Below are 25,934 nucleotides of genomic sequence, written 5' to 3' on the forward strand. Positions count from 1 at the left end.
TCACGGGCCCCCAAGTTTTCGGGAAACACGCCATCAATTTGCGTACAAACGAACAGCAAAAAAGGGCGCTGAATCAGCGCCCTTTTGCATCTCATTGAAGCCGCTTTCGCGGCGAATGTGACCGAAGCGATTAACGCTTCGAGAACTGGAAGGACCGGCGGGCCTTGGCCTTGCCGTACTTCTTGCGCTCGACCACGCGCGAGTCGCGGGTGAGGAAGCCGCCCTTCTTGAGCACGGTGCGCAGCTCCGGCTCGAAATAGGTGAGAGCCTTGGAGATGCCGTGACGGACAGCGCCGGCCTGGCCGGACAGGCCGCCGCCGGCAACCGTGCAGATCACGTCGTACTGGCCGGAACGCGCGGCCACCGAGAACGGCTGCTCGATCATCATGCGCAGCACGGGACGGGCGAAATAGACCTCGACCTCACGCGCGTTGACCGTGACCTTGCCGGCGCCCGGCTTGATCCAGACGCGGGCGACCGCGTCCTTGCGCTTGCCGGTGGCGTAGGCGCGGTTGAACTTGTCGACCTTCTTCTCGTGCTTGGGCGCGTCGGGCGACGCCGCCGTCTTGAGCTGCGAGAGCTGGTCGAGCGACTGAATGGATTCGGCCATGATTATGCGGCCCTCGTGTTCTTGCGGTTCAACTTCGCGATGTCGAGCTTCTCGGGCGTCTGCGCCTCGTGCGGATGATCGGCGCCGCCGTAAACACGGAGGTTGCCCATCTGCACGCGACCGAGCGGACCACGGGGGATCATGCGCTCGACGGCCTTCTCGAGCACGCGCTCGGGATGCTTGCCCTCGAGGATCTGGCGCGCGGTGCGCTCCTTGATGTGGCCGACATAACCGGTGTGCTTGTAATAGGTCTTCTGCTCGCGCTTGCGACCGGTGAGGACCGCATGCTGCGCGTTGATGATGATGACGTTGTCGCCGCAATCAACGTGCGGGGTGTAGATCGGGAGGTGCTTGCCGCGCAGGCGCATGGCGACGATGGTGGCGAGGCGGCCGACGACCAGACCCTTGGCGTCGATCAGCACCCACTTCTTCGTCACCTCAGCCGGCTTTGCCGAAAAGGTTTTCATGTCAGAGTTTCCGTGGACGGGGAGCATCGGCGCGAACACCGCACCGGACTGCGCGATTTTCTAGAGAAGAGACGCGCAACGGTCAATGCCCAAAGATGTAATTTATTTCAGCGATATCAATGACTTAAAAATATGGTGCGATATTACCTGCAAAAAGCTCAAACATTTGGAATGGAATAGGTCGAGGTGACATGGGCAATGGGATCGGGCGAGGAACCGGACAGCAGCTTCACCTCCCCGACCGCCAGGCGCTTGCCGAGCTTGAGCAGCCGGGCCTCCGCCAGCACATCCTGCCCGGGCTGGCCCTTGCGCAGGAAATTGATGTTGAGATTGGTGGTCACCGCGAGCCCGACCGGGCCGATGGCGGACAGGAGCACCACGTACATCGCGAAATCCGCGAGTGCCATCAGCGTCGGGCCGGATACGGTTCCGCCCGGCCGCAGCATCCGTTCGCTGTAGCGCTGCCGCAGCAGGCAGGTCTGGCCGTCCGCGCTCTCGATCGTAATGTCGTCGCCGCTGAAGGCCTGTGGAAACTCGACACGGAGAAACTGCTCGACCTCCGCCACGCTCATTTTCGCTAACGCCATGCTTCGCCTCACCCTCGCTTCACGTCCCCTGTTACATTAAGTTATCTGCGTCATCCAAACGCAATAATCCAACTGGAAACGCTTCGATGCCCGCCCAGGCCGCCCGCGCCCCCTCCCCGCAACCGCCAATTCTGCTGCGTGAAACCATCGGCAGCATCGCGGTCCTGACGCTGAACCGGCCGGCCGCACGCAACAGCCTGTCGGCGGCGATGATCGCCACCCTGCATGCCGCCCTCGATGACATCCGCGACGACAAGGCGATCCGCGGCGTCGTGATCGCCGCCAACGGCCCTGCCTTCTCCGCCGGGCACGACATGAAGGAGCTCACCGCACGCCGCGCCGACCCGGATCGCGGCCGTGCCTTCTTCGCCGAGATGATGACCGCCTGTAGTGCGATGATGCAGGCGATCGTGCAGCTGCCGAAACCCGTGGTCGCCTCCGTGCAGGGCATCGCGACCGCAGCCGGCTGCCAGATCGTGGCAAGCTGCGACCTCGCGATCGCCTCGGAGGACGCGAAGTTCGCGACGCCGGGTGTCGACATCGGCCTGTTCTGCTCAACGCCGATGGTGGCGCTGTCGCGCAACGTGCCGCGCAAGCAGGCGATGGAGATGCTGCTGACGGGCGAGCCTGTCACGGCCGATCGCGCCCGCGAGATCGGCCTCGTCAACCGCGTGGTGCCCGCCGGCTCCGAACTCGGCGCCGCGATCGAGCTTGCACAACAGGTCGCGCTCAAATCGGCCTACACCGTGAGGCTCGGCAAGGAAGCATTCTATCGCCAGGCCGAGATGAGCCTTGCCGACGCCTATCGCTATGCGGCAGAGGTGATGACCGAGAACATGATGGCGCGCGACGCCGAGGAAGGCATCGGCGCCTTCATCGAAAAGCGCGAGCCGTCATGGCGGGATGAGTAGTCACTCCTCATCCTGAGGAGCCGCGTAACGCGGCGTCTCGAAGGATAGAGGCCCGACTGTGGCTTCATGGTTCGAGACGCGCGTGCCGCGCTCCTCACCATGAGGGTCAGAGAAAGAAAAAGATGAACCACGACGCCTATCCCGACAATTACATCCGCGCCATCCTCAACAGCGTGAAGTCGATCGCGATGGTCGGCGCCTCGCCGGTCAATGTGCGGCCGAGCTATTTCGCCTTCAAATATCTGGCGCAGCGCGGCTACGACATGATTCCGGTCAATCCCGGCCATGTCGGCAAGGAGCTGCTCGGCAAACCCTTCGTCGCCTCGCTCTCCGACATCGATCATCCCATCGACATGATCGACATCTTTCGCAATTCCAGCCACATCATGCCCGTCGTCGAAGAGGCGATCACGCTCGATCCGCTGCCGAAAGTGATCTGGATGCAGCTCGGCGCCCGCGATGACGCGGCGGCTGCGAAAGCGGAATCGGTCGGCATCCAGGTCGTGATGAACCGCTGCCCCAAGATCGAATATGGCCGTTTGTCGTCCGAGATTTCCTGGATGGGCGTGAATTCGCGTACCCTGAGTTCCAAGCGCGCGCCGGCGCCGACACAGGGCATGCGTCTGTCCCTCAATCGGATGAGTGTCGGCGGCGGCGACACCGCGGCCTCGGATCGCGCTGCAAAAAACAAGACCGAACAAAGCTGACGCAATAAATTTCCGCTGCGCGAACGTGACAATCGTAGCGTTGAGATGTGAAGCGGCGGCTTGACGGCAGCCGCGGCGCCGATCAGCATGCCGCGCGATTTCAGACCACGAGAACAGGACGCCCCCAATGAGCGATCGCCTTCCGGGATTTTCGACCCTCGCCGTGCATGCCGGTGCACAGCCCGATCCCACCACCGGTGCGCGCGCTACACCGATTTATCAAACCACCTCGTTCGTTTTCAACGACGCCGACCACGCCGCCTCGCTGTTCGGCCTGCAGGCGTTCGGCAACATCTATACCCGCATCGGCAACCCCACCAACGCGGTGCTCGAAGAGCGCGTCGCCGCGCTCGAAGGCGGCACGGCCGCGCTTGCGGTCGCCTCGGGCCACGCCGCGCAGGTCGTGATCTTGCAGCAATTGCTTCAGCCCGGCGACGAGTTCATCGCCGCGCGAAAGCTCTATGGCGGCTCGATCAATCAGTTCACGCATGCGTTCAAGAGCTTTGGCTGGAACGTGGTGTGGGCCGATCCCGACGACATCGCGAGCTTCGAGCGCGCGGTGACGCCGCGCACGAAGGCGATCTTCATCGAGTCCATTGCGAACCCCGCCGGCAGCATCACCGACATCGAAGCGATCTCGACGGTCGCGCGCAAGGCGGGCGTGCCGCTCATCGTCGACAACACGCTGGCCTCGCCCTATCTGATCCGCCCGATCGACCACGGCGCCGACATCGTCGTTCACTCGCTGACGAAATTTTTGGGCGGCCACGGCAATTCGCTCGGCGGCATCATCGTCGATGCCGGCACCTTCGACTGGTCGACCGGCGGCAAATATCCGATGCTGTCGGAGCCGCGGCCGGAATATCACGGCATCCGCCTCCAGGAGACCTTCGGCAATTTCGCCTTCGCGATCGCCTGCCGCGTGCTCGGCCTGCGCGACCTCGGCCCCGCGCTGTCGCCGTTCAATGCCTTCATGATCCTCACCGGCATCGAGACGCTGCCGCTGCGCATGCAGAAGCACTGCGAGAATGCGAAAGCGGTCGCCGAATTCCTCGCCGGCCATCCGGCAGTGGCCTCGGTCAGCTATGCAGGCCTGGCGAGCGACAAGTACAATCAGCTCGCCCGCAAATATGCGCCGAAGGGCGCGGGCGCCGTGTTCACCTTCAGCCTGAAGGGCGGCTACGACGCCGGCGTCAATCTGGTGTCGAAACTCCAGCTGTTCTCGCATCTGGCCAATGTCGGCGACACCCGCTCGCTGGTGATCCACCCGGCCTCGACCACACACAGCCAGCTCGACGACGCCGCCAAGGTGAAATCAGGCGCCGGCCCCGATGTGGTGCGGCTCTCGATCGGCATCGAGGACAAGGAAGATTTGATTGCCGACCTGGAACAGGCGCTGAGCGCGTAGTCGTCCGGTCCTGCCGGGGCGCAGAAAATGCGCCCCGGTTAACAGTCATTAACCATGTCAGCCCCATACATCGTCTTTGGATCGCCCTTTTGATTCGGAGCCGACGATGCTGCGCTGGATAGTGCCTGCCCTTGCGGTCGCGCTGACAATCACGACAGCCGTCGCCGCCGACCTGCCCGCAACGCCGAAGCGCCGCGCCGCGGCTCCGCCGCAGGAGCCGCCCAAGGTTTATGTCGAGACCGATCCGGATGCGCTGATCTCGCCAGCCTATGGCGTCGGCAGCTACATCCGCAACCTGCCGGGCACGCCGCTGCTGCCGGGCGCACACACCCTGCCGGGCTATTACGGCCGCCCCTGGGACTACGATTATCAAGGCTCGTATTACGGCGGGAAGCAGGTCGACTATTTCTGGCGCCTGCCCTACTCGTGCGGCATCTACGGCTATTGCTGATCAGCCGGCCTGGCTCACCGGAACCGCGTGCGGCTGCGCTTCGGCAGATTGCCGTAGCGCAAGCCGCTCCACCTGCATCACGGCAAGCGTCAGCACCACGATCGCCACTGCCTGATGCGCGAGCGCAAGGCCAATCGGCACCTGGTTCAGCAGCGTGAGGATGCCGAGCACCGCCTGAACGCTCACCGCCCCGAACAGCCAGACCGCACCGCTTGCCGCCGCTCCCGCGCGCGAACGGACAGCGTCGATCGCGTGCAGCGCCGCCAGCGCGAACAGCGCATAGGCGGTCATGCGGTGCTCGAACTGCACCGTCAGCACGTTGTCGAACATGTTGCGCCACCACGGCGTCTCGAACCACAGCCGGTCCGCCGAGGGAATGAACGCACCGTCGATCTGCGGCCAGGTGTTGTAGGCGCGCCCGGCGCGCAGACCCGCGACCAGCGCGCCGAAATAGATCTGCACCAGGGTCACCGCGAGGAGCAGCACGCTGGTGAAGCGCAACCGCGCGGGTGCTGCGATCTGAGGCCGCTCCTTGAGCCGCCGCACCGTCCAGACGATGCCGGCGAAGATCAGCAGTGCCAGCATCAGATGCGTCGCCAGCCGATATTGCGAGACTTCGACGCGCTCCGTGAGACCCGAGGCCACCATCCACCAGCCGACCGCGCCCTGGAGGCCACCGAGCGCGAACAGCAGCCACAGCCGCCGCTTCAGCTCACCCGAGAGACCGCCGCGCCAGAGAAAGAACAGGAACGGCAGCAGATAGGCGACGCCGATGAAGCGGCCGAGAAACCTGTGGCTCCATTCCCACCAGAAAATCTCCTTGAACTCGAACAGGCTCATGCCGGCGTTGAGCTCACGGTATTGCGGGATCTTCTTGTAGGCCTCGAAGGCATCGGTCCACGCCGCATCCGTCAGCGGCGGGACGCTGCCCGTGACCGGCTTCCATTCGACGATCGAGAGGCCGGATTCCGTCAGCCGCGTCGCACCGCCGACCAGCACCATCAGCGCGATCAATGCGGCCACGGAGATCAGCCACCAGCGCACGGCGCGATGGGGATTGATTGGGGCGGAAATCGTCGTCATTTCAGGGGCAAAACCAGGACTTGAAGGCTTGAACCGGACTGCGTGCCCCTTATAGTCCCCCGCTTCCGCAGCGCAAGTTACGCGAAAGCCGCTAGTCCCCGCCATGACGATCCGCACCCGCAAGTTCCTCGGCGCCATCCTGCTTCTGGTGCTGGTCACCGTCTGGGCCCTGCTCGGCATGGCGGCCGCGCAGATGCCCTGGATCGCCGAGTCCGGCTGGCGTCAGGCGATCTATTACGTGGTGGTCGGCATGGGCTGGGTGCTGCCGGCGATGCCGATCGTGAGCTGGATGCAGCGGCCGGATCGCGTGAAATCTAGTTCGTGACGCTGCCCGTCGGCTTGACCGGCGCAAAGGCTGTACCCGACACCAGCACGCGCAGCATGCGCAGCGAACGTATCCGGCCATCCCAGGAAATCCGCGGCAACGCGCGCAAATTGGTCCGCCCCTCCGAATCCACGATGCCCGGGATCGTCGACACGGCGCTGGCAAAGCCGGCCTCCTCCGCCATCACGACGTGGTTGCGCCGGAACGAGGCGCGATCACCGAACGGAAAGGCCAGATGCCTGATCTCGCGGTGGAAGGCCGATTCCGCCACCGCCTTGCCCATCGACATCTCGCGGAGCGCGCCTGCGTCCTTCATGTTGGCGAGAACCGGATAGTTCACCGTCGCACTGCCGATCGTGACCAGTGGATCGGCCGCAAGCGCTGCAAGGTCCTCCCAATCCATCGACGCCTCGCGCGAGAGCGCGGCGAGATCGATCCGGTAGCGCGTGCAGAGATCGGCGATCGCGGCCGACACATCCGCCGGCGGCAGCGAGCGCAGCCAGCTCTCGACGAACGCGAACAGCGCCTGCTTTTCGGCATGGTCGGTGACGACGAAACGCTGCTCCTTCTCGCCCATCATCAGGCTGATGCGGCTCTCGCGCGCGATCATCTGCTCGAGCCCGAGCCACCAGGCCTCTCCGACGCCGTCGGGAAACGCGGTGGGGACATAGATCGTGAACGGCACGGCGTGACGCACCAGCACCGGATAGGCGAAACGGATCAGGTCCTTGTTCGCACCGTCGAAGGTGAGCGCCACGAAGCGCCGCTTCTCCGGCAGCGTCACCGCGCGGCGGCAGACCTCGTCCATGCCGAGGAAGTCATAGCCCCACCGCTTCAGCGCGCGAATGGCGCGGTCGAGGAATTGCGGACTGATCTCGTTCTCGCGCAGCGGCTGGAACGCACCGCTTCGGCGCGGCCGCACATGGGTAAAACGCAGGATGGTGCCGGCACCACGGCTGCGCAATGCGGCCTGGCCGGTGAACCAGGCCAGCTCGAGCCGCAACCGCTCCAGCCATCTGTCGTCGGATGCCAATATCCCACCTTCGCCTGCGCCGGCAGCTTGTTCCCTCGACCATAGTCATTACCCTTTGTTGACATTTCTTTGCAAAGGTCGGCCCCAGGCCGAAATACGTATTTTTCGTTTTCTCGACAGGTTTCGAATGACCATGGCTGCGGCGATGCAAAGCCGGACGGCAGACCTGCTTGCGCGGTCGAAAGCGAGCCGGCTCGCGCATGTCGATGTCGTCACCGATCTCGGCGAGGCCGAGGCAGTCTGGCGCGCCCTCGAAGACAGCGGCCACCTCTTCACACCCTACCAGCGCTTCGACCTGTTGAGCCCGTGGCAACGGCTCGTCGGCCACCACGAAGGCGCCCGCCCCTTCATCGTCATTGGTCGCGATGCCGAGCGGCAGCCGCTGCTGTTGCTGCCGCTCTCGCTGCGTCAGAGCCACGGCGTGCGCACGGCCTGCTTCATGGGCGGCAAGCACACCACCTTCAACATGGGCCTGTGGAACGCCGAGTTCGCCCGGCAGACGGTCACCGCCGATCTCGATGCGCTGCTTGCGCCGCTGCACGCGCATGCCGACGTGCTTTGCCTGACGCAGCAGCCGCTGCGCTGGCACGACCAGCAGAACCCGCTTGCGTTGTTGCCACGGCAGAGCGCGATCAACGGCTGCCCGCTGCTGGCGATGGAGCCCGGCGGCCCGCCGGCATCGCGGATCAGCAACTCCTTTCGTCGTCGCCTCAAGAGCAAGGAAAAGAAGCTTCAGGCGCTGGCCGGCTACCGCTATCACCTTGCCACCACGGATGAGGACGTCACCCGCCTGCTCGACTGGTTCTTCCGGGTCAAGCCGGCACGGATGGCCGAGCAGAAGCTGCCGAACGTCTTCGCCGAGCCGGGTGTCGAGCAATTCATCCGCAGCGCATGCCTCGCGCCGCGCGGCGAAGGCCGCGTCATCGACATCCACGCGCTCGAATGCGACGACGAAGTGATCGCGATCTTCGCCGGCGTCGCCGACGGTCAGCGCTTCTCGATGATGTTCAACACCTACACGATGTCCGAGCACGCCCGCTACAGCCCCGGGCTGATCCTGATGCGTTACATCATCGACCGCTACGCCGAGCGCGGCTACCGCTCGCTGGATCTCGGCATCGGCTCGGACGAGTACAAGCGGATGTTCTGCAAGGACGACGAAACCATCTTCGACAGCTTCGTGCCCCTGACCTCCCGCGGCAAGCTTGCGGCGATGGCGATGTCGTCGCTGAGCCACGGCAAGCGGCTGGTGAAGCAGAACCAGATGCTGTTCGACCTTGCGCGCAGGCTGCGGCAGGCGTTCGGGTAGACCTCGCAGTCTCGTAGGGTGGGCAAAGCGTAGCGTGCCCACGTCTGCCGCAATCGTTGAAAGGTTGTGGGCACGGCGCAAAAGCGCCTTTGCCCACCCTACGATTCCGAACGCGTGGAAAGACCTCTCCCGCAAGGAGAGAGGGCAAGACCGCCTACGCCGCCACCACGCGCAGCGTATCCGCCGCATTCGACGGCTGCACCGGCTTGCTCAGCATCGTCACCTCGCCGAAGCCGACGGCCCGGAGCTGCTCGCACATCAGCGTGCGCGCGTCCTGTGCCATCGACGCATCGGGGACCACGACGGCGCGGGCATGCGCCGTCAGCAGTTCCGCCGGGAGGTCCGAGGCGCTGCCGGCATCCAGCAGCACATGGTCGTAGGCGCGGAGCAGCGCATCGACGGCAAGCGTCACGCGCGGCGACTGAAGCAGGCTGCGGTCGAAGCCGGGACGGCCGGCCATGACCAGATGCAACCGCGAGAGCTTGTCGCGGGTGATGACCTGCGCGAACGAGGCCTCACCCTGCATCAATTCGGCAAGACCGGGAGCCGACGCATCGACGGACACCGCCGCAATGGTCGGCGAGGACGCCGCAAGATCGACCACCACGACGCGGGCGTCGCGCGCAAGATATCGGGCGAGCGTCAACGTCGACAGCGTGATGGCTTGGCCAGAAGCCGTGCCGAGCACGGTCACCTTCTTCGCGCCCGGGCCTGCGGCGCGAAGGCGCTCGGCCAGATGTTCGATCTCCGCAAATTCGCTGAGCTCGGCATCGTCAGTCATCTGCGGCTGAAGCGGCGCGGGTTCGGCCAACGCTGGATCCAGGACTGGATCCACGACTGGCTCGACGATCGGCTCGAGGTCCGGCTGGACGACCGGCTCATGACGCAGCGGCGCCGGCGTGAACGCAGCCACGGCGCGGGGCGCGGTCTGGCGCAGCAGCTCGCCGGTGACGACGACACCGGATGACAGCAGCAACGTCGCGATCGTCGCGATCAGCACGATCGGCAGCTTTTTCGGATAGGCCGGCGTGTTCGAGACGATCGCACGCGAGATGATGCGGCCTTCCGCCGGCGCGGTGTCGATGCTCTCGCGGGTGCTGGCCTCGCGGTACTTTCCAAGATACGTCTCGAGCAAGTCGCGCTGGGCCTTGGCTTCACGATCCAGCGCACGGAGCTGGACGTCCTGGCCGTTGGTCGAGGTCGCCTGCTTCTTGAGCTGTTCGAGGCTTACCGTGAGCTCTGCGACCCGGCCGCTGGCGAAACGGGCGTCGTTCTCCAGCGAACGGGCGATCTTGGCGGCCTCGTCCCGGATCTGGGTGTCGAGGTCGGTGAGCTGCGCTTTCAGTTCCTTGATGCGCGGATGATTGCCCAGCAGCGTCGAGGATTGTTCCGCCAGTTGCGCCCGCAGCGCCACGCGCTGCGCCGACGGCGTGCGCAACGCCTCCGAGTTCAGAACTTCCGACGACTCGATCGGCTTGCCACTCTGGAGCATCTCGCGGATCAGCCGCGCCTTGGATTCCGCATCCGCCTTCATCGAGCGCGCATTGTTGAGCTGGGTGTTGACCTCGCCCATCTGCTGGTTCGACAGCGTGGTGTTGTTGGTGCCGATGAACAGGCTCGACTTGGAGCGGAAGTCCTCGACCTTCGCTTCGGCATCGGAGACCTTCTTGCGCAGGTTCTCGATCTCGCCCAAAAGCCACTGGCTCGCATTGCGCGCCTGTTCCTGACGCGCATTCTGCTGCAGCACGAGATAGCCGTCGGCGATCGAGTTGGCGACGCGGACGGCGAGTTCGGGATCGGCCGACTGGAATTCGACCACGATCACGCGTGACTTGTCGACGGCATAGGCCTGGAGGCGATCGTAATAGGCGTCGAGCACGCGCTCTTCCGGCGTCATCGAGAACGGATCGCGGCCGATGCCGATCAGCGCCGCCAGCGACTTCAGCGGCGAGACGCCTTGCAGGACCGAATCGAATTCGGGCCGCTCCGCAAGCTTGTTCTTCTTGATGATCTCGCGCGCGAGATCGCGCGACAGCACCAGCTGCACCTGGCTCGTCACAGCCTCGGGGTCGAGCGCCTGCCGCTCCTCGGTGCTGCGGTCGCTGCTCGGACGCAGGAATACGTTCTCGCGGCCGTCGATCAGGATGCGGGATTCCGACTTGTAGCGCGGCGTGACGAGATTGACGATGGCGATGGAGGCGACGAGCGCGAGCACCGTCGGCACGATGATCCAGCCGCGCTTGCGGGCGAGCGCGCCGCCAAGCGCGTGCAAATCGATGTCGCCTGATTCCACCGGCGCCGGCTTCGAAACAACATATGCAGGTTTTGCTTCGGCCTTGGGCGCGGCTTCAGCCACCCTGGCTTCGGGTTTCGGCTTCGACACCGCCCGCTCGATCACAGCCTTGTCCTTGCCGGCACGCCAGAACGCTAAACGCATCGAACACTCCCGCAGGGCAACGCTGCGACTCTACCTCAACCGAGGCGATTACACTCCATTAAGGTTGCCGCTGGGTTAATCGCGCGGCGACACGTCCGCGCATGCGCGCGCTCGTCACCGTTTGTTAACCACGAGGGCTCTTAATCCATCTCGATATTTCGAGACTTGTTCGAGCATTCGCCGCACGCCGCGCTGGTTCTGATCATGCCCCCCTCTCCCGACCGGCCGCTCCGCATCCTGCACGCCGTCCGCGCGCCCGTGGGCGGCATCATCCGCCACATCCTCGACCTCGCCAACGGCCAGGTCGATCGCGGCCACCACGTCGGAATTCTCGCCGACAGCCTCACCGGCGGCGAACGCGCGGACAAGGCACTGGCCGAGCTCGCACCGCGGCTGAAGCTCGGTGTGCATCGCCTCGCGATCCGCCGCGAACCCTCGCCTGACGATGTCCTGGTGTGGCTGCGGATGCGGCGCCTGATCGGCGCGCTCAAGCCCGACGTCCTGCACGGCCACGGCGCCAAGGCGGGCGCCTTCGTCCGCATGCGGCGACGCTCGGCCGACACCATCCGCATCTACACCCCGCACGGCGGCTCGCTGCATTATCCGCTCAACACATTGAAGGGCGAGTTCTACGCCCGGCTCGAACGTACGTTGATGGATGCGACGGACCTGTTCCTGTTCGAGAGCGCGTTTGCCCGCGACACCTATCAGCGCATCGTCGGCACGCCCAAGGGCGTGGTCCATTGCGTCTTCAATGGCGTGACGCCGGAGGAATTCGAGCCTGTTGTCACCGCCGATGACGCCACGGATCTCGCCTATGTCGGCGAATTCAGGCACATCAAGGGCGCGGATCTGCTGGTCGACGCGGTGGCGCGCCTGCACGAAGGCGGCAAGAAAGTCACGCTGACGCTCGGCGGCGACGGCGAAGAGACGGCAGCCCTGAAGGCGCAGGTGGAGAAGCTCGGCCTCACCGGCGCCATCCGCTTCATCGGCCACGTCAAGGCGCGCTACGGCTTTTCCAAGGGGCGGCTGCTGGTCGTCCCCTCGCGCGGCGATTCCATGCCCTACGTCGTGATCGAGGCCGGCGCTGCCGGCATTCCCATGATCGCGGCGCGCGTCGGCGGCATCCCCGAGATCTTCGGGCCGGAAAGCCCCGCTTTGTTCGCAGCGAGCAACGCCGAGGCGATGGCCGAAGCGATCGCATCCGCGCTCGACGATCCGCAGGGAACTGCGCAACGCGCGACCTCGTTGCGCGAGCGCATCTCCGCGCATTTCTCCCAGCAGGCGATGGTTGACGGCGTGCTCGCGGGCTATCGCGACGCATTTACCAATCACTAACCATTCTTAAGACCCGCTTTAGAGAATCTTCCGATTTGTCCGATAATCCAGGTGCCAGGGGATGCTCGCCCGGGGCGCAAAGACGCGGCCCACGGGTTTTTTGGAATGGACGTGGACACCCGTGGAACCGCTCAACGCACGCTCGATGCTGGATGCCGCGACCACCGCCGCGGCCAGACCGGCTGACCAACCCTTTGTCGAACGACGTCGCCGGCTGACTCCGGCCGCGCTCGAAGTCGTCAATCAGAAGGTCGCCCGCGCCTATTCGCCGATTGTCATCACCGGCTTCGTCCGCGTGATCGACTTCGCGCTGCTGACCCTCGTCGGCGTCGCGCTCTATGTCGGCTACGTCATGCCACTTGCCGACTTCAGCTGGGCTTATCCTGCGCAGATCGTCGCCGTCGCGGTCGCCGCCGTGGTCTGCTTCCAGGCCGCCGACATCTATCAGGTGCAATTGTTCCGAGGCCAGCTCCGGCAGATGACACGGATGATCTCGTCCTGGTCGTTCGTCTTCCTGATGTTCATCGGCATCTCCTTCTTTGCGAAATTTGGCTCGGAAGTGTCGCGGCTGTGGCTTGCCGCCTTCTATTTCCTCGGGCTCGCCACACTGATCTTCGAACGTCTGGTGCTGCGCTCGCTGGTACGCGGCTGGGCGCGCCAGGGCCGGCTCGACCGCCGCACCATCATCGTCGGCTCGGACAGCAACGGTGAGCAGCTGGTCGAGGCTTTGAAGGCGCAGGACGATTCCGACATCCACGTGCTCGGCGTGTTCGACGACCGCAACGACAGCCGCGCGCTCGACACCTGCGCCGGCGCGCGCAAGCTCGGCAAGGTCGACGACATCGTCGAGTTCGCCCGCCGCACCCGCGTCGATCTCGTGCTGTTCGCGCTGCCGATCTCGGCGGAGACGCGCATCCTGGAAATGCTGAAGAAGCTCTGGGTGCTGCCGGTCGACATCCGCCTCTCCGCCCACACCAACAAGCTGCGCTTCCGCCCCCGCTCCTATTCCTATCTCGGCGAGGTGCCGACGCTCGACGTGTTCGAGGCGCCGATCACCGACTGGGATCTGGTGATGAAATGGCTGTTCGACCGCGTCGTCGGCAGCCTCGCGCTGCTCGCAGCCCTCCCGGTGATGGGACTGGTCGCGCTGGCCATCAAGCTCGACAGCCCCGGCCCGGTGCTGTTTCGCCAGAAGCGTTTCGGCTTCAACAACGAGCGCATCGACGTCTACAAATTCCGCTCGATGTACCACCATCAGGCCGATCCGACGGCGTCGAAGGTCGTGACCAAGAACGATCCCCGCGTCACCCGCGTCGGCCGCTTCATCCGCAAGACCAGCCTCGACGAGCTGCCGCAGCTGTTCAACGTGGTGTTCTCCGGCAATCTCTCGCTGGTCGGCCCGCGTCCGCATGCGGTGCAGGGCAAGCTCCAGAGCCGCCTGTTCGATGAAGCCGTCGACGGCTATTTCGCCCGCCACCGCGTCAAGCCCGGCATCACCGGCTGGGCCCAGATCAACGGCTGGCGCGGCGAGATCGACAACGAAGAGAAGATCCAGAAGCGCGTCGAGTTCGACCTCTATTACATCGAGAACTGGTCGGTGCTGTTCGACCTCGTCATTCTCCTGAAGACGCCGATCTCGCTGCTGACGAAGAACGAGAACGCGTATTGAGTTTTGTGGTCATGCCCCGCGAAGGCGGGGCATCCAGTACGCCGCAGCGCCAGCTGTTCTCTCCAATCGGCGCCGCGGAATACTGGATCGCCCGGTCAAGCCGGGCGACGACAGCGGTGTTTGTGGCGTAGAGTTGCGTAAGCGTGTGAGCGTGTGATGGCGTATGCGGCGACAGCCGGTGGAGTGAATTTGGCCGCACCGGCCGCGCCCGGCGTGCTGGCGCTCCAGCGCGCGCTGGTGTGGCTGGTCGGCGCCTCCGGCGCGATCGTCTTCATCGAGCCGAGCCCCTACGAAATCGCGACGCTGCTCGCGACCGTCACTTTCTTCGCCACCGGCCTGCGCCTGCGGCTCGTCCTGATGCCGTTGATCCTGATGCTGGTGCTGCTCAATGTCGGCTACACCATCAGCGCGATCCCGCTGTTCGAACAGTCCGAGGTAGCGAGCTGGATCGCAACCTCATGGTACATGGCAATCACCGTCGTGTTCTTCGCCATGGTCACCTCGGAAGACACCGCCGCCCGGCTCGACATGCTCCGCCGTGGCCTCGTGGTCGGCGCGATGGTCGCTTCAGTCCTCGCGGTCGCCGGCTATTTCCACCTGGTGCCGGGCGGTAACGACCTGCTCACGCTCTACGGACGCGCGCGCGGTACGTTCAAGGACCCGAACGTGCTCGGAGCCTTCCTGATTTTGCCGGCGTTGTTCGCGCTCCAGAGCGTAGTCTCGGACAAGTTCGGCAAAGCGCTCCGCAACGTCTTTGCGTTCGGCATCATGTCGCTGGCCATCCTGCTCGCCTTCTCCCGCGCAGCCTGGGGCGGGCTCGTGCTGACGTCGGCCTTCATGCTGGCGCTGATGGTGCTGACCAGCCGCACCAACGCGCAACGCTCGCGCATCGTCATCATGGCGATCGTCGCCGCGGTGCTGGGCCTCGCCCTGATCGCGGTTTTGCTGTCCTTCGATGCCACCGCCGAGATGTTCAAGCAGCGCGCCAGCTTCGACCAGAGCTATGACGAAGGCCGCTTCGGCCGGTTCGGCCGGCATATCCTGGGTGCGGAAATGGCGCTGGACCTGCCGTTCGGCATCGGCCCGCTGCAATTCCACCGCTTCTTTCCCGAGGACACCCACAACTCCTACCTCAACGCCTTCATGTCAGGCGGCTGGCTCTCCGGCATGTGCTATCCCGCGCTGGTCTTCACCACCGTCATCATGGGCTTCCGGCACATTTTCGTCCGTGTGCCCTGGCAGCGCGCTTATCTCGCGATCTTCTCCGCCTTCGTCGGCACCATCGGCGAAAGCTTCGTGATCGACACCGACCACTGGCGCCATTTCTGGATGATGCTGGGCGCGATGTGGGGCATGATCGCGGCCGCGCAGATCTACAAGACCAGAACTAGCGACGCTTCTTCAGCTTGAGGTCAGGCCGCTTTTCCGGCGGCGTATCGAGCAGGCCCTTCAGTGCCTCGGTTGCCGCGAGCACGCCCTTGTAGCCCTCGCCTGCGAAGCGCAGCAGCAGGCGCAGCTCCTCGTCCGAATAGGCGCCAAAGACCTTCTCCATCGCCTGCTGCATCGGCACGTAGAGCTGGCCGATCTTCATCGCCTGCTCCGGCACGACGGAAATGAAGACCTTGCGGCGATCCTTCTCGTCGCGCTCGCGACGCACCAGCCCCGCTTTCTCGAGCCGGTCGATCACACCGGTGATGGCACCCGTCGTCAGCCCCGTGACCTCGGCGAGCCTCCCTGCGGTGACGCGTCCTTCGAGATAGAGAATGTCCATGCATTCGAGATCGGAATTGGCAATTCCGGCAACGTTCGCAACGGTCTGGCCATAGAGCACGCCCTGCGCGGACGACCTGCGCATTGCCTCCTCGAGATCCTGCAACAGCGCCGTGCGCGCCTTCGTCCTTGACAAGGCTGACCTCATATCTTAGTCGATATATATCTTAGCTACTAAGAGATTTAGCAGCCGTAATTTCTCCTAGCACCACGGAAACGTCGGGAGCAAGCCATGTCCACCCGTCCCCGCAAGGCCCTGATCATCGGCGCCGGCATCGCCGGGCCCGTCGCCGCGATCCTGCTGCGCCGCGCCGGCATCGAGTCCGCGATCTACGAGGCCTGGCCCTATTCGAAAGGCATCGGCGGCGGTCTCCAGATCGCGCCGAACGGCATGCATGTCATGGACGAGATTGGCCTTGCGAACGAGCTGATCAGCCGCGGCTCGGTCGCGGAGGCGTTCGACTTCTATTCGCAAGGGGGCGAGCGGCTCGGCTCGATCAACCGCGACATGGCGCGGCGCTTCGGCCAGCCGGCCGTCAATGTCTGCCGCGCCACGCTGAACGAAATCCTGATCGACAAGGCCTGGTGCGCCTGCGTCTCGCTCTATTTCGAGAAGCGCCTGATCAAGATCGAGGATCGCGGCGACCAGCCGATCATCGCCTACTTCTCCGACGGTACCACCGCCGAAGGCGATTTCCTGATCGGCGCTGATGGCGTGCATTCAGTCGCGCGCCGCCAGGTCGTGCCCGACGGACCGCAACCGTTTAACACCGGCCTGATCGGCTTCGGCGGCTTCGTGCCGCACGCCGTGCTCGACGGTCGATCGATCGGCCGGCATGTCGAGACCACGTTCGGCCAGAGCGGATTCTTCGGTTACGGCTATTGCAGCCCGGATCCGACCGACGGCGTGATGTGGTGGAGCACGCAGCCCGCGCATGGCATGGACGCGGCGATGTTTCGCGCGCTTGATCAGACGACACTCAAGCAGCATCTGCGCGGCTTCCATCGCGGCTGGCATGATCCGATCACCGAGATCATCGAGGCTGCCGAGAACATCGTGGTCACCGATACGCTCGACGTCGCAACCCTGCCGACCTGGTCGCGCAAGCGCTCACTGCTGATCGGCGATGCCGCGCATGCGACCAGCCCTCACGCCGGCCAGGGCGCTTCGCTCGCGCTCGAGGATGCGATGCGGCTCGCGCGGCTGATGCAGGAAGGTCAGGAGCTCACCGAGACCTTCCACGCTTTCGAGGCCGAGCGGCGTCCGCGCGCCGAGAAGATCGTCGCGATGGCGCGCCGCAATGGCAACAGCAAGCGCGAGTTCAGCGCCACCGGCGCCTGGGTGCGCAATCAGATGATGAAATGGCTGTTGCCGTTGGGTTCGAAGAGCATGGAGTTCATGTACGCGTATGACGCGCGGGCGGTGTAGCGACACGGACGGTGCCGTAGGGTGGGCAAAGGCGCAGAGCGCCGTGCCCACGATCTCTCTCGACTTGTGACAATGGTGGGCACGCTTCGCTTTGCCCACCCTACGAGATCTGAGCTAGCCTTCCACCTCGAACCTCAACCCGGCGTGCTCAACCAGCCGCTTGATCAGCCTGCCCTGCATCGCCGCGCCCGGCGTCCAGAGACCGGCCGGCACATCGGGCGAGTCGCGCAACAGGCAGATCGCGCATTCGGACATCATCTTCGCCGTCGACGCATAGCCGGGATCGAGATCGCCCTTCACCGCCGCGCGAACCTGACGGCCATCGGGCGCGATCGCGATATAGAGCAGGTCGTAATGACCGTTGTCGCGCTCCTCCTTCGACGGTCCCTCGCCGGGCTTGAGCGCTTCAGGGCCGGTCTTCTCGCTGTTGGCGGCCATGACCAGCTTTGCGTTGGCCTGCCCTTCGTCCCCCGCTCCCGTCAGCACCATCTCGTCGTAGACGAAATCCCGGCCATACGGGAATCCCATCAGCATGTTGGAGCGATGGACATTGCGCGTATTGAGGATCGCCATCGCGAACGGGGCGGACCAGGATTGCAGATCTTCCTCGAAAACCGGCCTGTTGCCGCGCGGCTGCTTGGGTCCCTCGAAGCCCGGCGTGAAGGCAAACGGGTCCTTGAGGATCGACACCAGGCTGAGATCCTGCGCCACCGCTTCGAAGGTGACCCTTGCGCTCGCCGAGGTGCCGCCGGAGAACTTCCAGCTGAGATCGCGGACGCGCCCCTTGACGCGGGGCGCCGGCGAGCCGAACACGCGCCTTGCTTCCTCCTGCACGACAAACGCGCCGAGCTCGAACGGGATGGAATCGAAGCCGCAGGAAAACATGATGCGCGCGCCGCTCGCCTTGGCCGCCGCCTCGTGCCGGTCGATCATCTGCTTCAGCCAGATCGGCTCGCCGCAGAGATCCATGTAGTCGGTGCCGTCAGCGACGCAGGCGGCCAGCAGATCGGATCCGTAAAGCTGGTACGGACCGACAGTGGTGACGACGAGCTTTGCCTGAGCGACCATCGCGCGCAGCGAGGCGGGGTCGGCGGCGTCCGCGACGATGAGCGGCGTGTCCGCGGGCGCCCCGATCGCGTCGCGAACGGAGGCGAGCTTGTCGCTGCTGCGTCCGGCCAATGCCCATGTCGGCGCATCGTCACCGACGTAATGCGCGGCGAGATATTCGGCGATGAGCTGGCCGGTGTATCCCGTCGCGCCGTAGACGACGATGTCGAACTTCGCGGACACGGATCGCGTTCCCCGAAATTACGCTTCGACGGCGAACGTCAGCCCCGCATTGTCCCGCAGCCGCTTGATCAGACTGTGCTGCATCGCTGCGCCCGGCGTCCAGAAGCCGGCGGCGACGTCCGTGGTGTCGCGCAGCATGCAGATCGCGCATTCCGAGATCATTTTCGAGGTCGAGCCGTAGCCGGGATCGCGGTCGCCGGTGACGCCGGCGCGGACCATGCGGCCGTCGGGCGCGATCGCGATATAGAGCAGATTGAAGAGCCCGTTCTCCCGCTCTTCCTTCGACGGCCCCTCGCCCGGCTTCGGCGCGGTCGGGCCGGTCTTCTCGGCATTAGCCGCCATCACGCGCTTCGCGTTGGCCTCGCCCTTCTCGCCGGGACCGGTCAAAACCATCTCGTCGTAGACGAAATCCTGCCCGTAGGGAAAGCCCATCAGCATGTTGGAACGATGGACGTTGCGGGTGTTGATCAGCGCCATCATGAACGGCGCGGCCCAGGATTGCAGATCCTCCTCGACGATCGGCTTGTTGCCCTTCGGCTGCTTCGGACCGGTGAAACCTGGCGTCAGCGCAAAATGATCGTTGAGAATGGCGACAAGGCTGATGTCCTTGGCGACCGCGTCGAAAGTCGCCTTCGCGCTCGCGGCGGTGCCGCCCGAGAGCGTGCCGCGCATGTCGCGCACGCGGCCCTTCACGCGCGCCGCGGGTGCGCCGAACACGCGCTTCGCCTCTTCCTGCACGAAGAATGTGCCGAGCTCGAACGGCACGGAATCGAAGCCGCAGGAGAACACGATGCGCGCGCCGCTTTCCTTCGCAGCCGCTTCGTATTTATCGATCATCTGCCGCATCCAGATCGGCTCGCCGCAAAGATCGAAATAATCCGTGCCGGTGGCGACGCAGGCAGCCAACAGTTCCTCGCCGTAGAGCTGATACGGGCCGACGGTGGTGATTACCGACATCGTCTGCTCCGCCATCGCCTTCAGCGAGGCCGCGTCGGACGCGTCGGCGACGATCAGCGGCGTATTCCCTGGCGCGCCGACCGCATCGCGTACCGCCTTCAGCTTGCCGAGGCTGCGGCCTGCCATGGCCCATTTCAGCGAGTTGTCGCTCTTGTAGTGCCGGGTCAGATATTCGGCGACGAGCTGACCGGTGAAACCGGTCGCGCCGTAGACGACGATGTCGAATTTCGCAGAGCTCATGGTCGGCCTTTACTTCTTCGCATAACTCACGCCCATGCCGGCGCGGACATCACTTTGAATACCATAGGGCGGGATCGGATAGCGCAGGCCGTTTTTGGCCAGCGCCTTCATGCCCTCGACTGCCTTGGCGAGATGCGCGGGCTTCAGGGCCATCAGCATCTCCTCGTCCGGCACGCCGCCATAGCGCCGTTCGGCATAGCATGGCAAGGACAGGCTGGGCTCGCCGCTTTTGAGCGCACGTCCCCAGGAATCCGCGCAGGCGGTCTCGCCGACCACACCCCATTCGAACTTCTTGTAGCCGATATATTGCAGGCCGTTGATCAGGATGATCATCTGCCCGGGCGTCGCATAGACGAGGCAGATGTCGGGCGGATCGAGCCGGCCGCTGGCAAGCGGGCTGACCGCGAGCGCCTGGTATTGCCCGAACGGAACCACGTCGAGCGCCTCCTGACGTTTGCGCGCGTCTTCGGCCGTGCCGTGCCAGACCCCGACATAGTTTTCGCCGGCGAGCCATTTTTCGTCCTGCGGCGCAAGCCCGATCACCGCGCGGCACTGCGCGCCGACGAGATCGTCGCCGGTGATCCCGACGGTCCAGCCGAGGCGCGAGGCCATGCTGACGATCTGATCGGTGGTGTGGACCGCATTAGGCCGCCTGACTTTCGGGATCGCCTCCATCTCCGCAGCATGCGCGAACAGCTTCATGCCGATCACAGTCGTCTTCAGCCGCAACAAATTGTTGAGATCGGCGACGAGGCCGGCAAGATCGATCCTGTCTGCACTCTGCTGCTGCATGGTATCCTCCCGGCCGGCAATCGCGCGCCGGTGCTGTGTTCTTGTTGTGCAGCCCTCGTTCTAGTCCTTGCCCGGCCCGGGAAGCAACTCGCCGGTCCGGCCCATGACGCGATACGTCAGAAGGCCGATCCATTCGCGCACCGCGACGTCGGTCTTGCCGAGCCCGTCGGCGCCGTTGCGGGTGAACTCGAAAAGATCGTCGCGCCCACCCATCCGCCAATCCACCGGATAGGCTTCGACATCAAATCCGGCCTTGCGAAAAATCCCCATCGAGCGCGGCATGTGAAAGGCCGAGGTGACCAGCAGCCAGCGCTCGCCCGGTTTCGGCGTCACCAATTGTTTTGTGAAGATCGCGTTCTCCCAGGTGTTGCGGGACTCGCGCTCGAGGATCAGCCGCTCCTTCGGAATGCCCAGGCTTTCCAGGATCGGCGCGGAATAGTCGGCCTCCCTCGCCTCGGTCGGGACCAGATTCGCGGTGCCGCCGGTGAAGACGATGCGCGCGTTCGGATAGCGGCGCGCAAGCTCGGCCGGCGCCAGCATGCGATCGGCCGCGTGCGAGACCACCGGCATGCGATGCGCCGCAGACAGCTCGGTGTCGACCGAACCGCCGAGCACGATGATGCCGTCGGGCGCCCCCCGCGAGGGATCCCACTTTGGAAACTGTGACTCCAGCGGATAGAGCAGGAGATTGCCGAGCGGCGAGAACGCGACCAGTGCCAGCAGGGCCAGCGTGGTCACGGCGAGCTTGCGGCCGAGCGCGGCAAAGCGCGTCAGCATCAGCAGCAGCGACAGGATGCCGAGCTCGACCAGGAGATTGACCGGCAGCACCGCGATGCCGAGGGTCTTGGACAGAACGAAATACAGGGGAGCCTCGCTGGAATGATCGTGCCATGCACGGGCTTGACCGGCCCGTCGGTCTTCGGAAATCTTCTTGGAAGAGGATCGATTGCCGGGTCAAGCCCGGGCATAACAGGTTCTCATGACGAGTTCTGATGAAACCGATTGGACGCGGCAAATGACCCACCACCACCTGCAATCGAGCCCCGAGACCTGCCATTGGGGCTTTTTCGAAGCCGCGCTCAAGCCTGTCCTCACCGTCAAAAGCGGCGATGAGGTGACGGTCGACACCATCAGCGGCGGCCCGGACCTGCTGCCCGATCGCGACAAATTCCACATTCCGCCGGAGATGTACGAGGTTCATGCCAAAAACGAGCGCATGCTGCCCGGCCATATCCTCACCGGTCCGATCGCCGTCGAGGGCGCCGAGCCCGGCGACGTGCTCGCAGTTGATATCCTCGACGTCCAGCTCCGGCAGGATTGGGGCTGGAACATGATCAAGCCGCTGTCGGGCACCCTGCCCGACGATTTTCACGAGACGCGCCTCCTCAACATCCCGCTCGACCGGGAACGGATGGTCGGCCGCCTGCCTTGGGGCCTCGACCTGCCGCTCAAGCCGTTCTTCGGCGTGATGGGCGTGTCGCCGCCGCCGGCCTGGGGCCGCATCTCTTCGCTCGTGCCGCGCGCGATGGGCGGCAATCTCGACAACAAGGAGCTCGGCGCCGGTGCGACGCTGTATCTGCCGGTGTTCGTCCCGGGCGCGCTGTTCTCCTGCGGCGACGGCCATGCCGTACAGGGCGACGGCGAGGTGTGCGTCACCGCGATCGAGACCGCGCTCCAGGGCCGCTTCCGCCTGACGCTGCGCAAGGACCTCAAATTCGATTATCCCCGCGCCGAGACGGCCACGCACTACATGACCATGGCGATGGACCCGGACCTCGACCAGTGCGTGGTGCGTGCGCTGCGCGACATGATCGTGCTGCTTGGCGAGACACGAAACCTGTCGCGCGAGGACGCTTACACGCTGTGCAGCCTGGCCGCCGACCTCAGGGTGACCCAGACCGTCAACGGCAGCAAAGGCATCCATTGCATGATCGAAAAGACGATCGTGCACGGCTGAGCCAGCCCCGCCTCTCCTGACCAGTTAACGCCACGCCGCCGCCCGGTCTCCCGCGCGGCGCGCTCGCTCGTGTTCGATTTCCCAAATGATTCCAAAGGGCTGAACCACCGTTTCAATACGGATTTGACTTCTGCCATCGAACCTAAATAGAGTCTTAATCGTTACTTTTATGTACCTGCGTAAGAGGCTAGCGTTTAGGCATGGCCACCGAAAAAGCCGAGACTGACCGCATTCCCGTAACCTTGGCGCTCTCGACCATCACCTATCTGGAGAAGTTGGTGAGACAGGGCACCCACGGCACCAGCGTTCCCGGCGTCGCACGCACTCTGATCGAGGAAGGCATCCGTCTCGCCATCAAGGACGGGCTTTTGTCGATTCGCGACAATGGCAGGACGTGAACAGGCGCCGGACGTGAGGCGGACGGATCTCGATAGGCGGATGGCCGACATCTGCAACCTGGGATCGTACCAATGCCTGTGCTCTCACCAACCTGGACCGACGAACGAATCGAACTTCTGAAGCAGCATTTCGAGGCCGGCCTCTCCTGCCGCGAGATCGCGGCCGACATCGGCGTCAGCCGCAACGCAGTCATCGGCAAATTGTCCCGGCTCAATCTGACGCGCAGCCGCGCGGTCGAAGACCGCAGGATCGAGCGCAGCCTGGCGCCTGTGCGCGGGACGCGCGCCGTGCCGCGGCTGCAATACGAGATGCTGGCCACGATCTACGGCGAAACCGATACGCCCGTGGTCGCAGGCCCCATCGACGACGCCAATCGTTGCACGCTGCTGGAGTTGGCCGAGAACCGCTGCCGCTGGCCGATCTCGACGCCGGGTGCGGAGGACTTCTGCTTCTGCGGCAACAGCGCGCCCGACGGCCAGTCCTATTGCGCCGGCCACAGCCGCCTCGCCTACCGGCCGAACTCGCGCGCCCGCATGATGCGCGGCTGAAGAGGATGGCCCACAACGAAAAACCTCCGGCAGGGCACTACCGGAGGTTTCTGGAGGCTTAGCATCAAGCTAAGAGCGCTACTTTCGTAATCACTGAAAACTATATAGCTGATCAACTCAGGTAAGTAAATAAGTTTGAGGCGATCGAGTCGCATAGCTCGTCTTCGCCCCTTGCACAGGCCGCCGGATTTTCCGAAAGCCGCTCTCGCGAAAAAAAAGCCCCGGCGGTTTCCCGCCGGGGCTTCGTCAAGTCCGAAGACCTTTCAGCTTACCAGTTGCGCTGGGCGCGCAGCAGCAGGCTGTAGGTGTCCTGGTCCTTCAGCTCGTACGTGGCCGCGGGCTTCGCAACCGACGTCAGCGCCGGGGTGGTGATCACGCCCGAATACTTCTGGTCGAGATGGCTGTAGGTGAAGTCGGCCGAGAAGGTCAGGTTCTTGACCGGGGTCCAGCGGGTGATGACGCCCACCTGACCGATGTTGAAGTCGGGGTTGCAGGAGCCGGTCAGGGTCGCGAACGCGGCGCTGCCGCAGATCATGCTCTTGGCCGTGCCGCTGTAGTTGACCGCAGCCCACGCGCCGTAGAGCGCCGTGTTCCAGTACGGGCTCCAGTTGTGGGTGTAGGCACCACGGAAGCCGTAGGTCTTGGTCAGCTCGAGGCTGCCGCCGGGACCGAACACCGCGTCAGACACGCCGGCGAAGCCGAGGCTCTGATACGCGCCGCCCGAACCACCGAACATCGAGTAGCTGGTCGCGGCCAGCTCCTGGAAGTTGTAGCGGCTCGCGCCCTCGGTGTAGACGCCCGACACGTTGATCAGGTCGCCTGCGCCGGTCGGGATGTTCTTGATCTGCAGAGCGAGCTGAACGGCCCAACCCCATTTGTCTTCCGGATGACCGGTGACTTCCGACGCGCCGTAGTAGGCGACGTGGTTGTCGTGCGCGGCAACCGACGCCTGGAACAGGCCCCAGGCCTGGTCGACACGGACCATGCCGACCAGGTCGGGAGACCGGGTGCCGCCAAGGTCGTTCGAGCCATAGGCACCGCCGAGAACGCTGGCGGTGGTCATGCCCGCGGTGTTCCAGATGTTGGTCTGGAAGACCTGGGTCTGATCCTGCGCCGAGAACGCGGCCGTCACGCCCTGGCCGAAGTCGGCGGTGTAGGTGAACTGGGCGACGCCGTTGGTGGTGCCGCTGCCGCCGACCAGCTGGTCGAAGTTGTTGCCGGGATAGTTGATCCAGGGCGCGTCGAACTGCGACACGGCCTTACCCATGGTGAAGCCGGCGAACTGGATGAAGGCGTAGTAGACGCCGAGCGAACCGCCCGAGATCGTGCCGTCCGTGCCGTTGACCGCGCCGCCACTCGAACCGATCAGGCCGGTACCGGCCGCGTTCAGGCCGAGGGTGCCGCTGTACTGGGTCGCACCCGTGCCGCTGCCGGCGCCGACATAGTTGCCGGTCGTCCAGGTGAACACCGCATCGAAGTAGGTGCGGACCACGCCGTACTCGGTCGCGGTGCGCGTGTCGATGTTGAGGTCTTCACGAGCGCGCATCGAGTAATAGTTGGTCAGACGATTGTTGGCCGCGAACACGCCGTTGTACTGGGCGCTGTAGTTGCCGCCGGCATTGAGCGCGACTTCAGCACGCAGATAGCCGCCGAGCTTGATGCAAGTGTCGGTGCCCGGGATATAGTAGAAGCCCGCGCCGTAGAGCGTGCAGATCTTCACGTACTCGACCGCCTTGGCCTTGACCGGAAGATCGGCCGCCTGGGCTCCGCCGACGGCGATCAGGACCGCCGAAGTGCCGAGCAAAAGGCTCTTCACCACTTTCATTATAAAACCTCCAAGTTGCTCATTTTTCGGAGACCGGACCGTGAGGCCCCCCAGATCCCCGGCTCTTTAAATCCGCCCGGCCGCTTCGCGCTTTCGGACACACCCGCATGAGACGCGAGGGACGTGAGCGAACCACCTGAACGGGACGATCGAGTATCCCCCCACCGTCACGGCGCAATATGCCTGCGCCGTTCCACTAATCAAAATAGTTTATTGAGTAAGCTTTCTTGTTTCACTAAACCTGTGCCCCGGGCGCAACACCGGGGGTGAGGCAATTTGCTGAGTTGCTCATCTTTGTAGTTTTAGTGACAAGATTACCCTGCTCTGCACTTGCGTCAGGGCAGGCTTGCGTGGACTATGACCTTGCCACGACACCGGACCGGAAGAATCAG

25 protein-coding genes are annotated in these 25,934 nt (G+C 64.4%); 13 read left to right on the plus strand and 12 right to left on the minus strand.

Annotated elements, in window-relative coordinates; all coding sequences use genetic code 11:
• Positions 1-130 precede the first annotated feature (130 nt).
• The 3 genes from rpsI to AB7532_RS20515 form a co-directional block, all read right to left on the minus strand.
• Entirely contained in the window at positions 131-610 is a 480-nt protein-coding gene (gene rpsI / locus AB7532_RS20505; protein WP_247443245.1) for a 30S ribosomal protein S9, read from the minus strand.
• Positions 611-612: 2 nt separating this feature from the next.
• A complete protein-coding gene (gene rplM / locus AB7532_RS20510) occupies positions 613-1,077 on the minus strand; it encodes a 50S ribosomal protein L13 (RefSeq protein ID WP_247503193.1) in 465 nt (154 codons plus the stop codon).
• Positions 1,078-1,235: 158 nt separating this feature from the next.
• Positions 1,236-1,664 (minus strand): PaaI family thioesterase, encoded by a 429-nt coding sequence (locus AB7532_RS20515; RefSeq protein ID WP_441236556.1) that lies wholly within the window; start codon positions 1,662-1,664, stop codon positions 1,236-1,238.
• Between the two features lie 86 nt (positions 1,665-1,750).
• On the opposite strand from AB7532_RS20515, the gene AB7532_RS20520 reads away from it, so the two are divergent.
• From AB7532_RS20520 to AB7532_RS20535, 4 genes are all read left to right on the plus strand, one after another.
• Positions 1,751-2,575: an enoyl-CoA hydratase gene (locus tag AB7532_RS20520; protein WP_441236557.1), complete on the plus strand. Its 825-nt coding sequence runs from the start codon at positions 1,751-1,753 to the stop codon at positions 2,573-2,575.
• Between the two features lie 122 nt (positions 2,576-2,697).
• Positions 2,698-3,282 carry a CoA-binding protein gene (locus AB7532_RS20525; RefSeq protein ID WP_441236558.1) on the plus strand — a complete coding sequence of 195 codons (585 nt, stop codon included), beginning with the start codon at positions 2,698-2,700 and terminating at the stop codon, positions 3,280-3,282.
• A gap of 127 nt (positions 3,283-3,409) precedes the next feature.
• Positions 3,410-4,690, plus strand: coding sequence for an O-acetylhomoserine aminocarboxypropyltransferase (locus tag AB7532_RS20530; protein WP_441236559.1), 1,281 nt, complete (start codon positions 3,410-3,412; stop codon positions 4,688-4,690).
• A 106-nt stretch (positions 4,691-4,796) separates the two neighbouring features.
• Positions 4,797-5,141, plus strand: a complete 345-nt coding sequence (locus tag AB7532_RS20535; protein ID WP_441236560.1) for a hypothetical protein — start codon at positions 4,797-4,799, stop codon at positions 5,139-5,141.
• Here the strand turns inward: AB7532_RS20535 and AB7532_RS20540 are convergent, their stop codons facing one another.
• Positions 5,142-6,224, minus strand: a complete 1,083-nt coding sequence (locus AB7532_RS20540; RefSeq protein ID WP_441236561.1) for a COX15/CtaA family protein — start codon at positions 6,222-6,224, stop codon at positions 5,142-5,144. It lies immediately after the preceding gene.
• A gap of 103 nt (positions 6,225-6,327) precedes the next feature.
• Here AB7532_RS20540 and AB7532_RS20545 point away from each other — a divergent pair, with 103 nt between their 5' ends.
• Positions 6,328-6,549 (plus strand): DUF2842 domain-containing protein, encoded by a 222-nt coding sequence (locus AB7532_RS20545; RefSeq protein ID WP_441236562.1) that lies wholly within the window; start codon positions 6,328-6,330, stop codon positions 6,547-6,549.
• On the opposite strand, the gene AB7532_RS20550 is transcribed toward AB7532_RS20545, so the two are convergent.
• A complete protein-coding gene (locus AB7532_RS20550; protein WP_441236563.1) occupies positions 6,539-7,582 on the minus strand; it encodes a polysaccharide deacetylase family protein in 1,044 nt (347 codons plus the stop codon). The two genes, AB7532_RS20545 and AB7532_RS20550, sit on opposite strands and share 11 nt — an antisense overlap.
• A gap of 127 nt (positions 7,583-7,709) precedes the next feature.
• On the opposite strand from AB7532_RS20550, the gene AB7532_RS20555 reads away from it, so the two are divergent.
• Entirely contained in the window at positions 7,710-8,891 is a 1,182-nt protein-coding gene (locus AB7532_RS20555) for a GNAT family N-acetyltransferase (protein ID WP_441236564.1), read from the plus strand.
• A 154-nt stretch (positions 8,892-9,045) separates the two neighbouring features.
• Here the strand turns inward: AB7532_RS20555 and AB7532_RS20560 are convergent, their stop codons facing one another.
• The gene (locus AB7532_RS20560; protein WP_441236565.1) at positions 9,046-11,328 is read right to left on the minus strand and encodes a GumC family protein; all 2,283 of its coding nucleotides are present in this window, start codon (positions 11,326-11,328) and stop codon (positions 9,046-9,048) included.
• A 204-nt stretch (positions 11,329-11,532) separates the two neighbouring features.
• On the opposite strand from AB7532_RS20560, the gene AB7532_RS20565 reads away from it, so the two are divergent.
• From AB7532_RS20565 to AB7532_RS20575, 3 genes are all read left to right on the plus strand, one after another.
• Positions 11,533-12,666 (plus strand): glycosyltransferase family 4 protein, encoded by a 1,134-nt coding sequence (locus AB7532_RS20565; RefSeq protein ID WP_441236566.1) that lies wholly within the window; start codon positions 11,533-11,535, stop codon positions 12,664-12,666.
• 121 nt (positions 12,667-12,787) lie between these two features.
• Complete coding sequence (locus AB7532_RS20570) at positions 12,788-14,335, plus strand: undecaprenyl-phosphate glucose phosphotransferase (RefSeq protein WP_441236567.1); 1,548 nt, start codon at positions 12,788-12,790, stop codon at positions 14,333-14,335.
• A 156-nt stretch (positions 14,336-14,491) separates the two neighbouring features.
• Complete coding sequence (locus AB7532_RS20575; protein ID WP_441236568.1) at positions 14,492-15,745, plus strand: O-antigen ligase family protein; 1,254 nt, start codon at positions 14,492-14,494, stop codon at positions 15,743-15,745.
• On the opposite strand, the gene AB7532_RS20580 is transcribed toward AB7532_RS20575, so the two are convergent.
• Positions 15,723-16,190, minus strand: a complete 468-nt coding sequence (locus AB7532_RS20580) for a MarR family transcriptional regulator (RefSeq protein WP_441239322.1) — start codon at positions 16,188-16,190, stop codon at positions 15,723-15,725. The two genes, AB7532_RS20575 and AB7532_RS20580, sit on opposite strands and share 23 nt — an antisense overlap.
• A gap of 147 nt (positions 16,191-16,337) precedes the next feature.
• Between AB7532_RS20580 and AB7532_RS20585 the strand changes: the two genes are divergently transcribed.
• On the plus strand, positions 16,338-17,534 hold the full coding sequence (locus AB7532_RS20585) for an FAD-dependent monooxygenase (RefSeq protein ID WP_441236569.1): 1,197 nt from the start codon (positions 16,338-16,340) through the stop codon (positions 17,532-17,534).
• 114 nt (positions 17,535-17,648) lie between these two features.
• On the opposite strand, the gene AB7532_RS20590 is transcribed toward AB7532_RS20585, so the two are convergent.
• Genes AB7532_RS20590 through AB7532_RS20605 form a run of 4 tightly spaced genes read right to left on the minus strand, consistent with a single transcriptional unit; the run spans position 17,649 to position 21,641 of the window.
• Positions 17,649-18,824, minus strand: a complete 1,176-nt coding sequence (locus tag AB7532_RS20590) for a saccharopine dehydrogenase family protein (protein ID WP_441236570.1) — start codon at positions 18,822-18,824, stop codon at positions 17,649-17,651.
• A gap of 18 nt (positions 18,825-18,842) precedes the next feature.
• Entirely contained in the window at positions 18,843-20,021 is a 1,179-nt protein-coding gene (locus AB7532_RS20595) for a saccharopine dehydrogenase family protein (RefSeq protein WP_441236571.1), read from the minus strand.
• 9 nt (positions 20,022-20,030) lie between these two features.
• A complete protein-coding gene (locus AB7532_RS20600; RefSeq protein WP_441236572.1) occupies positions 20,031-20,813 on the minus strand; it encodes a DUF169 domain-containing protein in 783 nt (260 codons plus the stop codon).
• 60 nt (positions 20,814-20,873) lie between these two features.
• A complete protein-coding gene (locus AB7532_RS20605) occupies positions 20,874-21,641 on the minus strand; it encodes a YdcF family protein (RefSeq protein WP_441236573.1) in 768 nt (255 codons plus the stop codon).
• Between the two features lie 187 nt (positions 21,642-21,828).
• On the opposite strand from AB7532_RS20605, the gene AB7532_RS20610 reads away from it, so the two are divergent.
• From AB7532_RS20610 to AB7532_RS20620, 3 genes are all read left to right on the plus strand, one after another.
• A complete protein-coding gene (locus tag AB7532_RS20610; RefSeq protein WP_441236574.1) occupies positions 21,829-22,770 on the plus strand; it encodes an acetamidase/formamidase family protein in 942 nt (313 codons plus the stop codon).
• A 200-nt stretch (positions 22,771-22,970) separates the two neighbouring features.
• Positions 22,971-23,168, plus strand: coding sequence for a hypothetical protein (locus AB7532_RS20615; protein WP_007603456.1), 198 nt, complete (start codon positions 22,971-22,973; stop codon positions 23,166-23,168).
• Between the two features lie 72 nt (positions 23,169-23,240).
• Positions 23,241-23,717: a GcrA family cell cycle regulator gene (locus AB7532_RS20620; protein WP_441236575.1), complete on the plus strand. Its 477-nt coding sequence runs from the start codon at positions 23,241-23,243 to the stop codon at positions 23,715-23,717.
• A 268-nt stretch (positions 23,718-23,985) separates the two neighbouring features.
• Here AB7532_RS20620 and AB7532_RS20625 read toward each other — a convergent pair whose 3' ends face one another.
• Entirely contained in the window at positions 23,986-25,542 is a 1,557-nt protein-coding gene (locus tag AB7532_RS20625; protein WP_441236576.1) for a porin, read from the minus strand.
• Positions 25,543-25,934 lie beyond the last annotated feature (392 nt).

This window comes from Bradyrhizobium sp. 930_D9_N1_4 (assembly GCF_052076015.1).
Lineage (GTDB): Bacteria > Pseudomonadota > Alphaproteobacteria > Rhizobiales > Xanthobacteraceae > Bradyrhizobium.

Coding starts and splice junctions, on each gene's coding strand:
- rpsI (WP_247443245.1), bottom strand. CDS start 610: ATGGCCGAATCCATTCAGTCGCTCGACCAGCTCTCGCAGCTCAAGACG.
- rplM (WP_247503193.1), bottom strand. CDS start 1,077: ATGAAAACCTTTTCGGCAAAGCCGGCTGAGGTGACGAAGAAGTGGGTG.
- AB7532_RS20515 (WP_441236556.1), bottom strand. CDS start 1,664: ATGGCGTTAGCGAAAATGAGCGTGGCGGAGGTCGAGCAGTTTCTCCGT.
- AB7532_RS20520 (WP_441236557.1), top strand. CDS start 1,751: ATGCCCGCCCAGGCCGCCCGCGCCCCCTCCCCGCAACCGCCAATTCTG.
- AB7532_RS20525 (WP_441236558.1), top strand. CDS start 2,698: ATGAACCACGACGCCTATCCCGACAATTACATCCGCGCCATCCTCAAC.
- AB7532_RS20530 (WP_441236559.1), top strand. CDS start 3,410: ATGAGCGATCGCCTTCCGGGATTTTCGACCCTCGCCGTGCATGCCGGT.
- AB7532_RS20535 (WP_441236560.1), top strand. CDS start 4,797: ATGCTGCGCTGGATAGTGCCTGCCCTTGCGGTCGCGCTGACAATCACG.
- AB7532_RS20540 (WP_441236561.1), bottom strand. CDS start 6,224: ATGACGACGATTTCCGCCCCAATCAATCCCCATCGCGCCGTGCGCTGG.
- AB7532_RS20545 (WP_441236562.1), top strand. CDS start 6,328: ATGACGATCCGCACCCGCAAGTTCCTCGGCGCCATCCTGCTTCTGGTG.
- AB7532_RS20555 (WP_441236564.1), top strand. CDS start 7,710: ATGACCATGGCTGCGGCGATGCAAAGCCGGACGGCAGACCTGCTTGCG.
- AB7532_RS20560 (WP_441236565.1), bottom strand. CDS start 11,328: ATGCGTTTAGCGTTCTGGCGTGCCGGCAAGGACAAGGCTGTGATCGAG.
- AB7532_RS20565 (WP_441236566.1), top strand. CDS start 11,533: ATGCCCCCCTCTCCCGACCGGCCGCTCCGCATCCTGCACGCCGTCCGC.
- AB7532_RS20575 (WP_441236568.1), top strand. CDS start 14,492: ATGGCGTATGCGGCGACAGCCGGTGGAGTGAATTTGGCCGCACCGGCC.
- AB7532_RS20580 (WP_441239322.1), bottom strand. CDS start 16,190: ATGCGCAGGTCGTCCGCGCAGGGCGTGCTCTATGGCCAGACCGTTGCG.
- AB7532_RS20585 (WP_441236569.1), top strand. CDS start 16,338: ATGTCCACCCGTCCCCGCAAGGCCCTGATCATCGGCGCCGGCATCGCC.
- AB7532_RS20595 (WP_441236571.1), bottom strand. CDS start 20,021: ATGAGCTCTGCGAAATTCGACATCGTCGTCTACGGCGCGACCGGTTTC.
- AB7532_RS20600 (WP_441236572.1), bottom strand. CDS start 20,813: ATGCAGCAGCAGAGTGCAGACAGGATCGATCTTGCCGGCCTCGTCGCC.
- AB7532_RS20610 (WP_441236574.1), top strand. CDS start 21,829: ATGACCCACCACCACCTGCAATCGAGCCCCGAGACCTGCCATTGGGGC.
- AB7532_RS20615 (WP_007603456.1), top strand. CDS start 22,971: ATGGCCACCGAAAAAGCCGAGACTGACCGCATTCCCGTAACCTTGGCG.
- AB7532_RS20620 (WP_441236575.1), top strand. CDS start 23,241: ATGCCTGTGCTCTCACCAACCTGGACCGACGAACGAATCGAACTTCTG.
- AB7532_RS20625 (WP_441236576.1), bottom strand. CDS start 25,542: ATGAAAGTGGTGAAGAGCCTTTTGCTCGGCACTTCGGCGGTCCTGATC.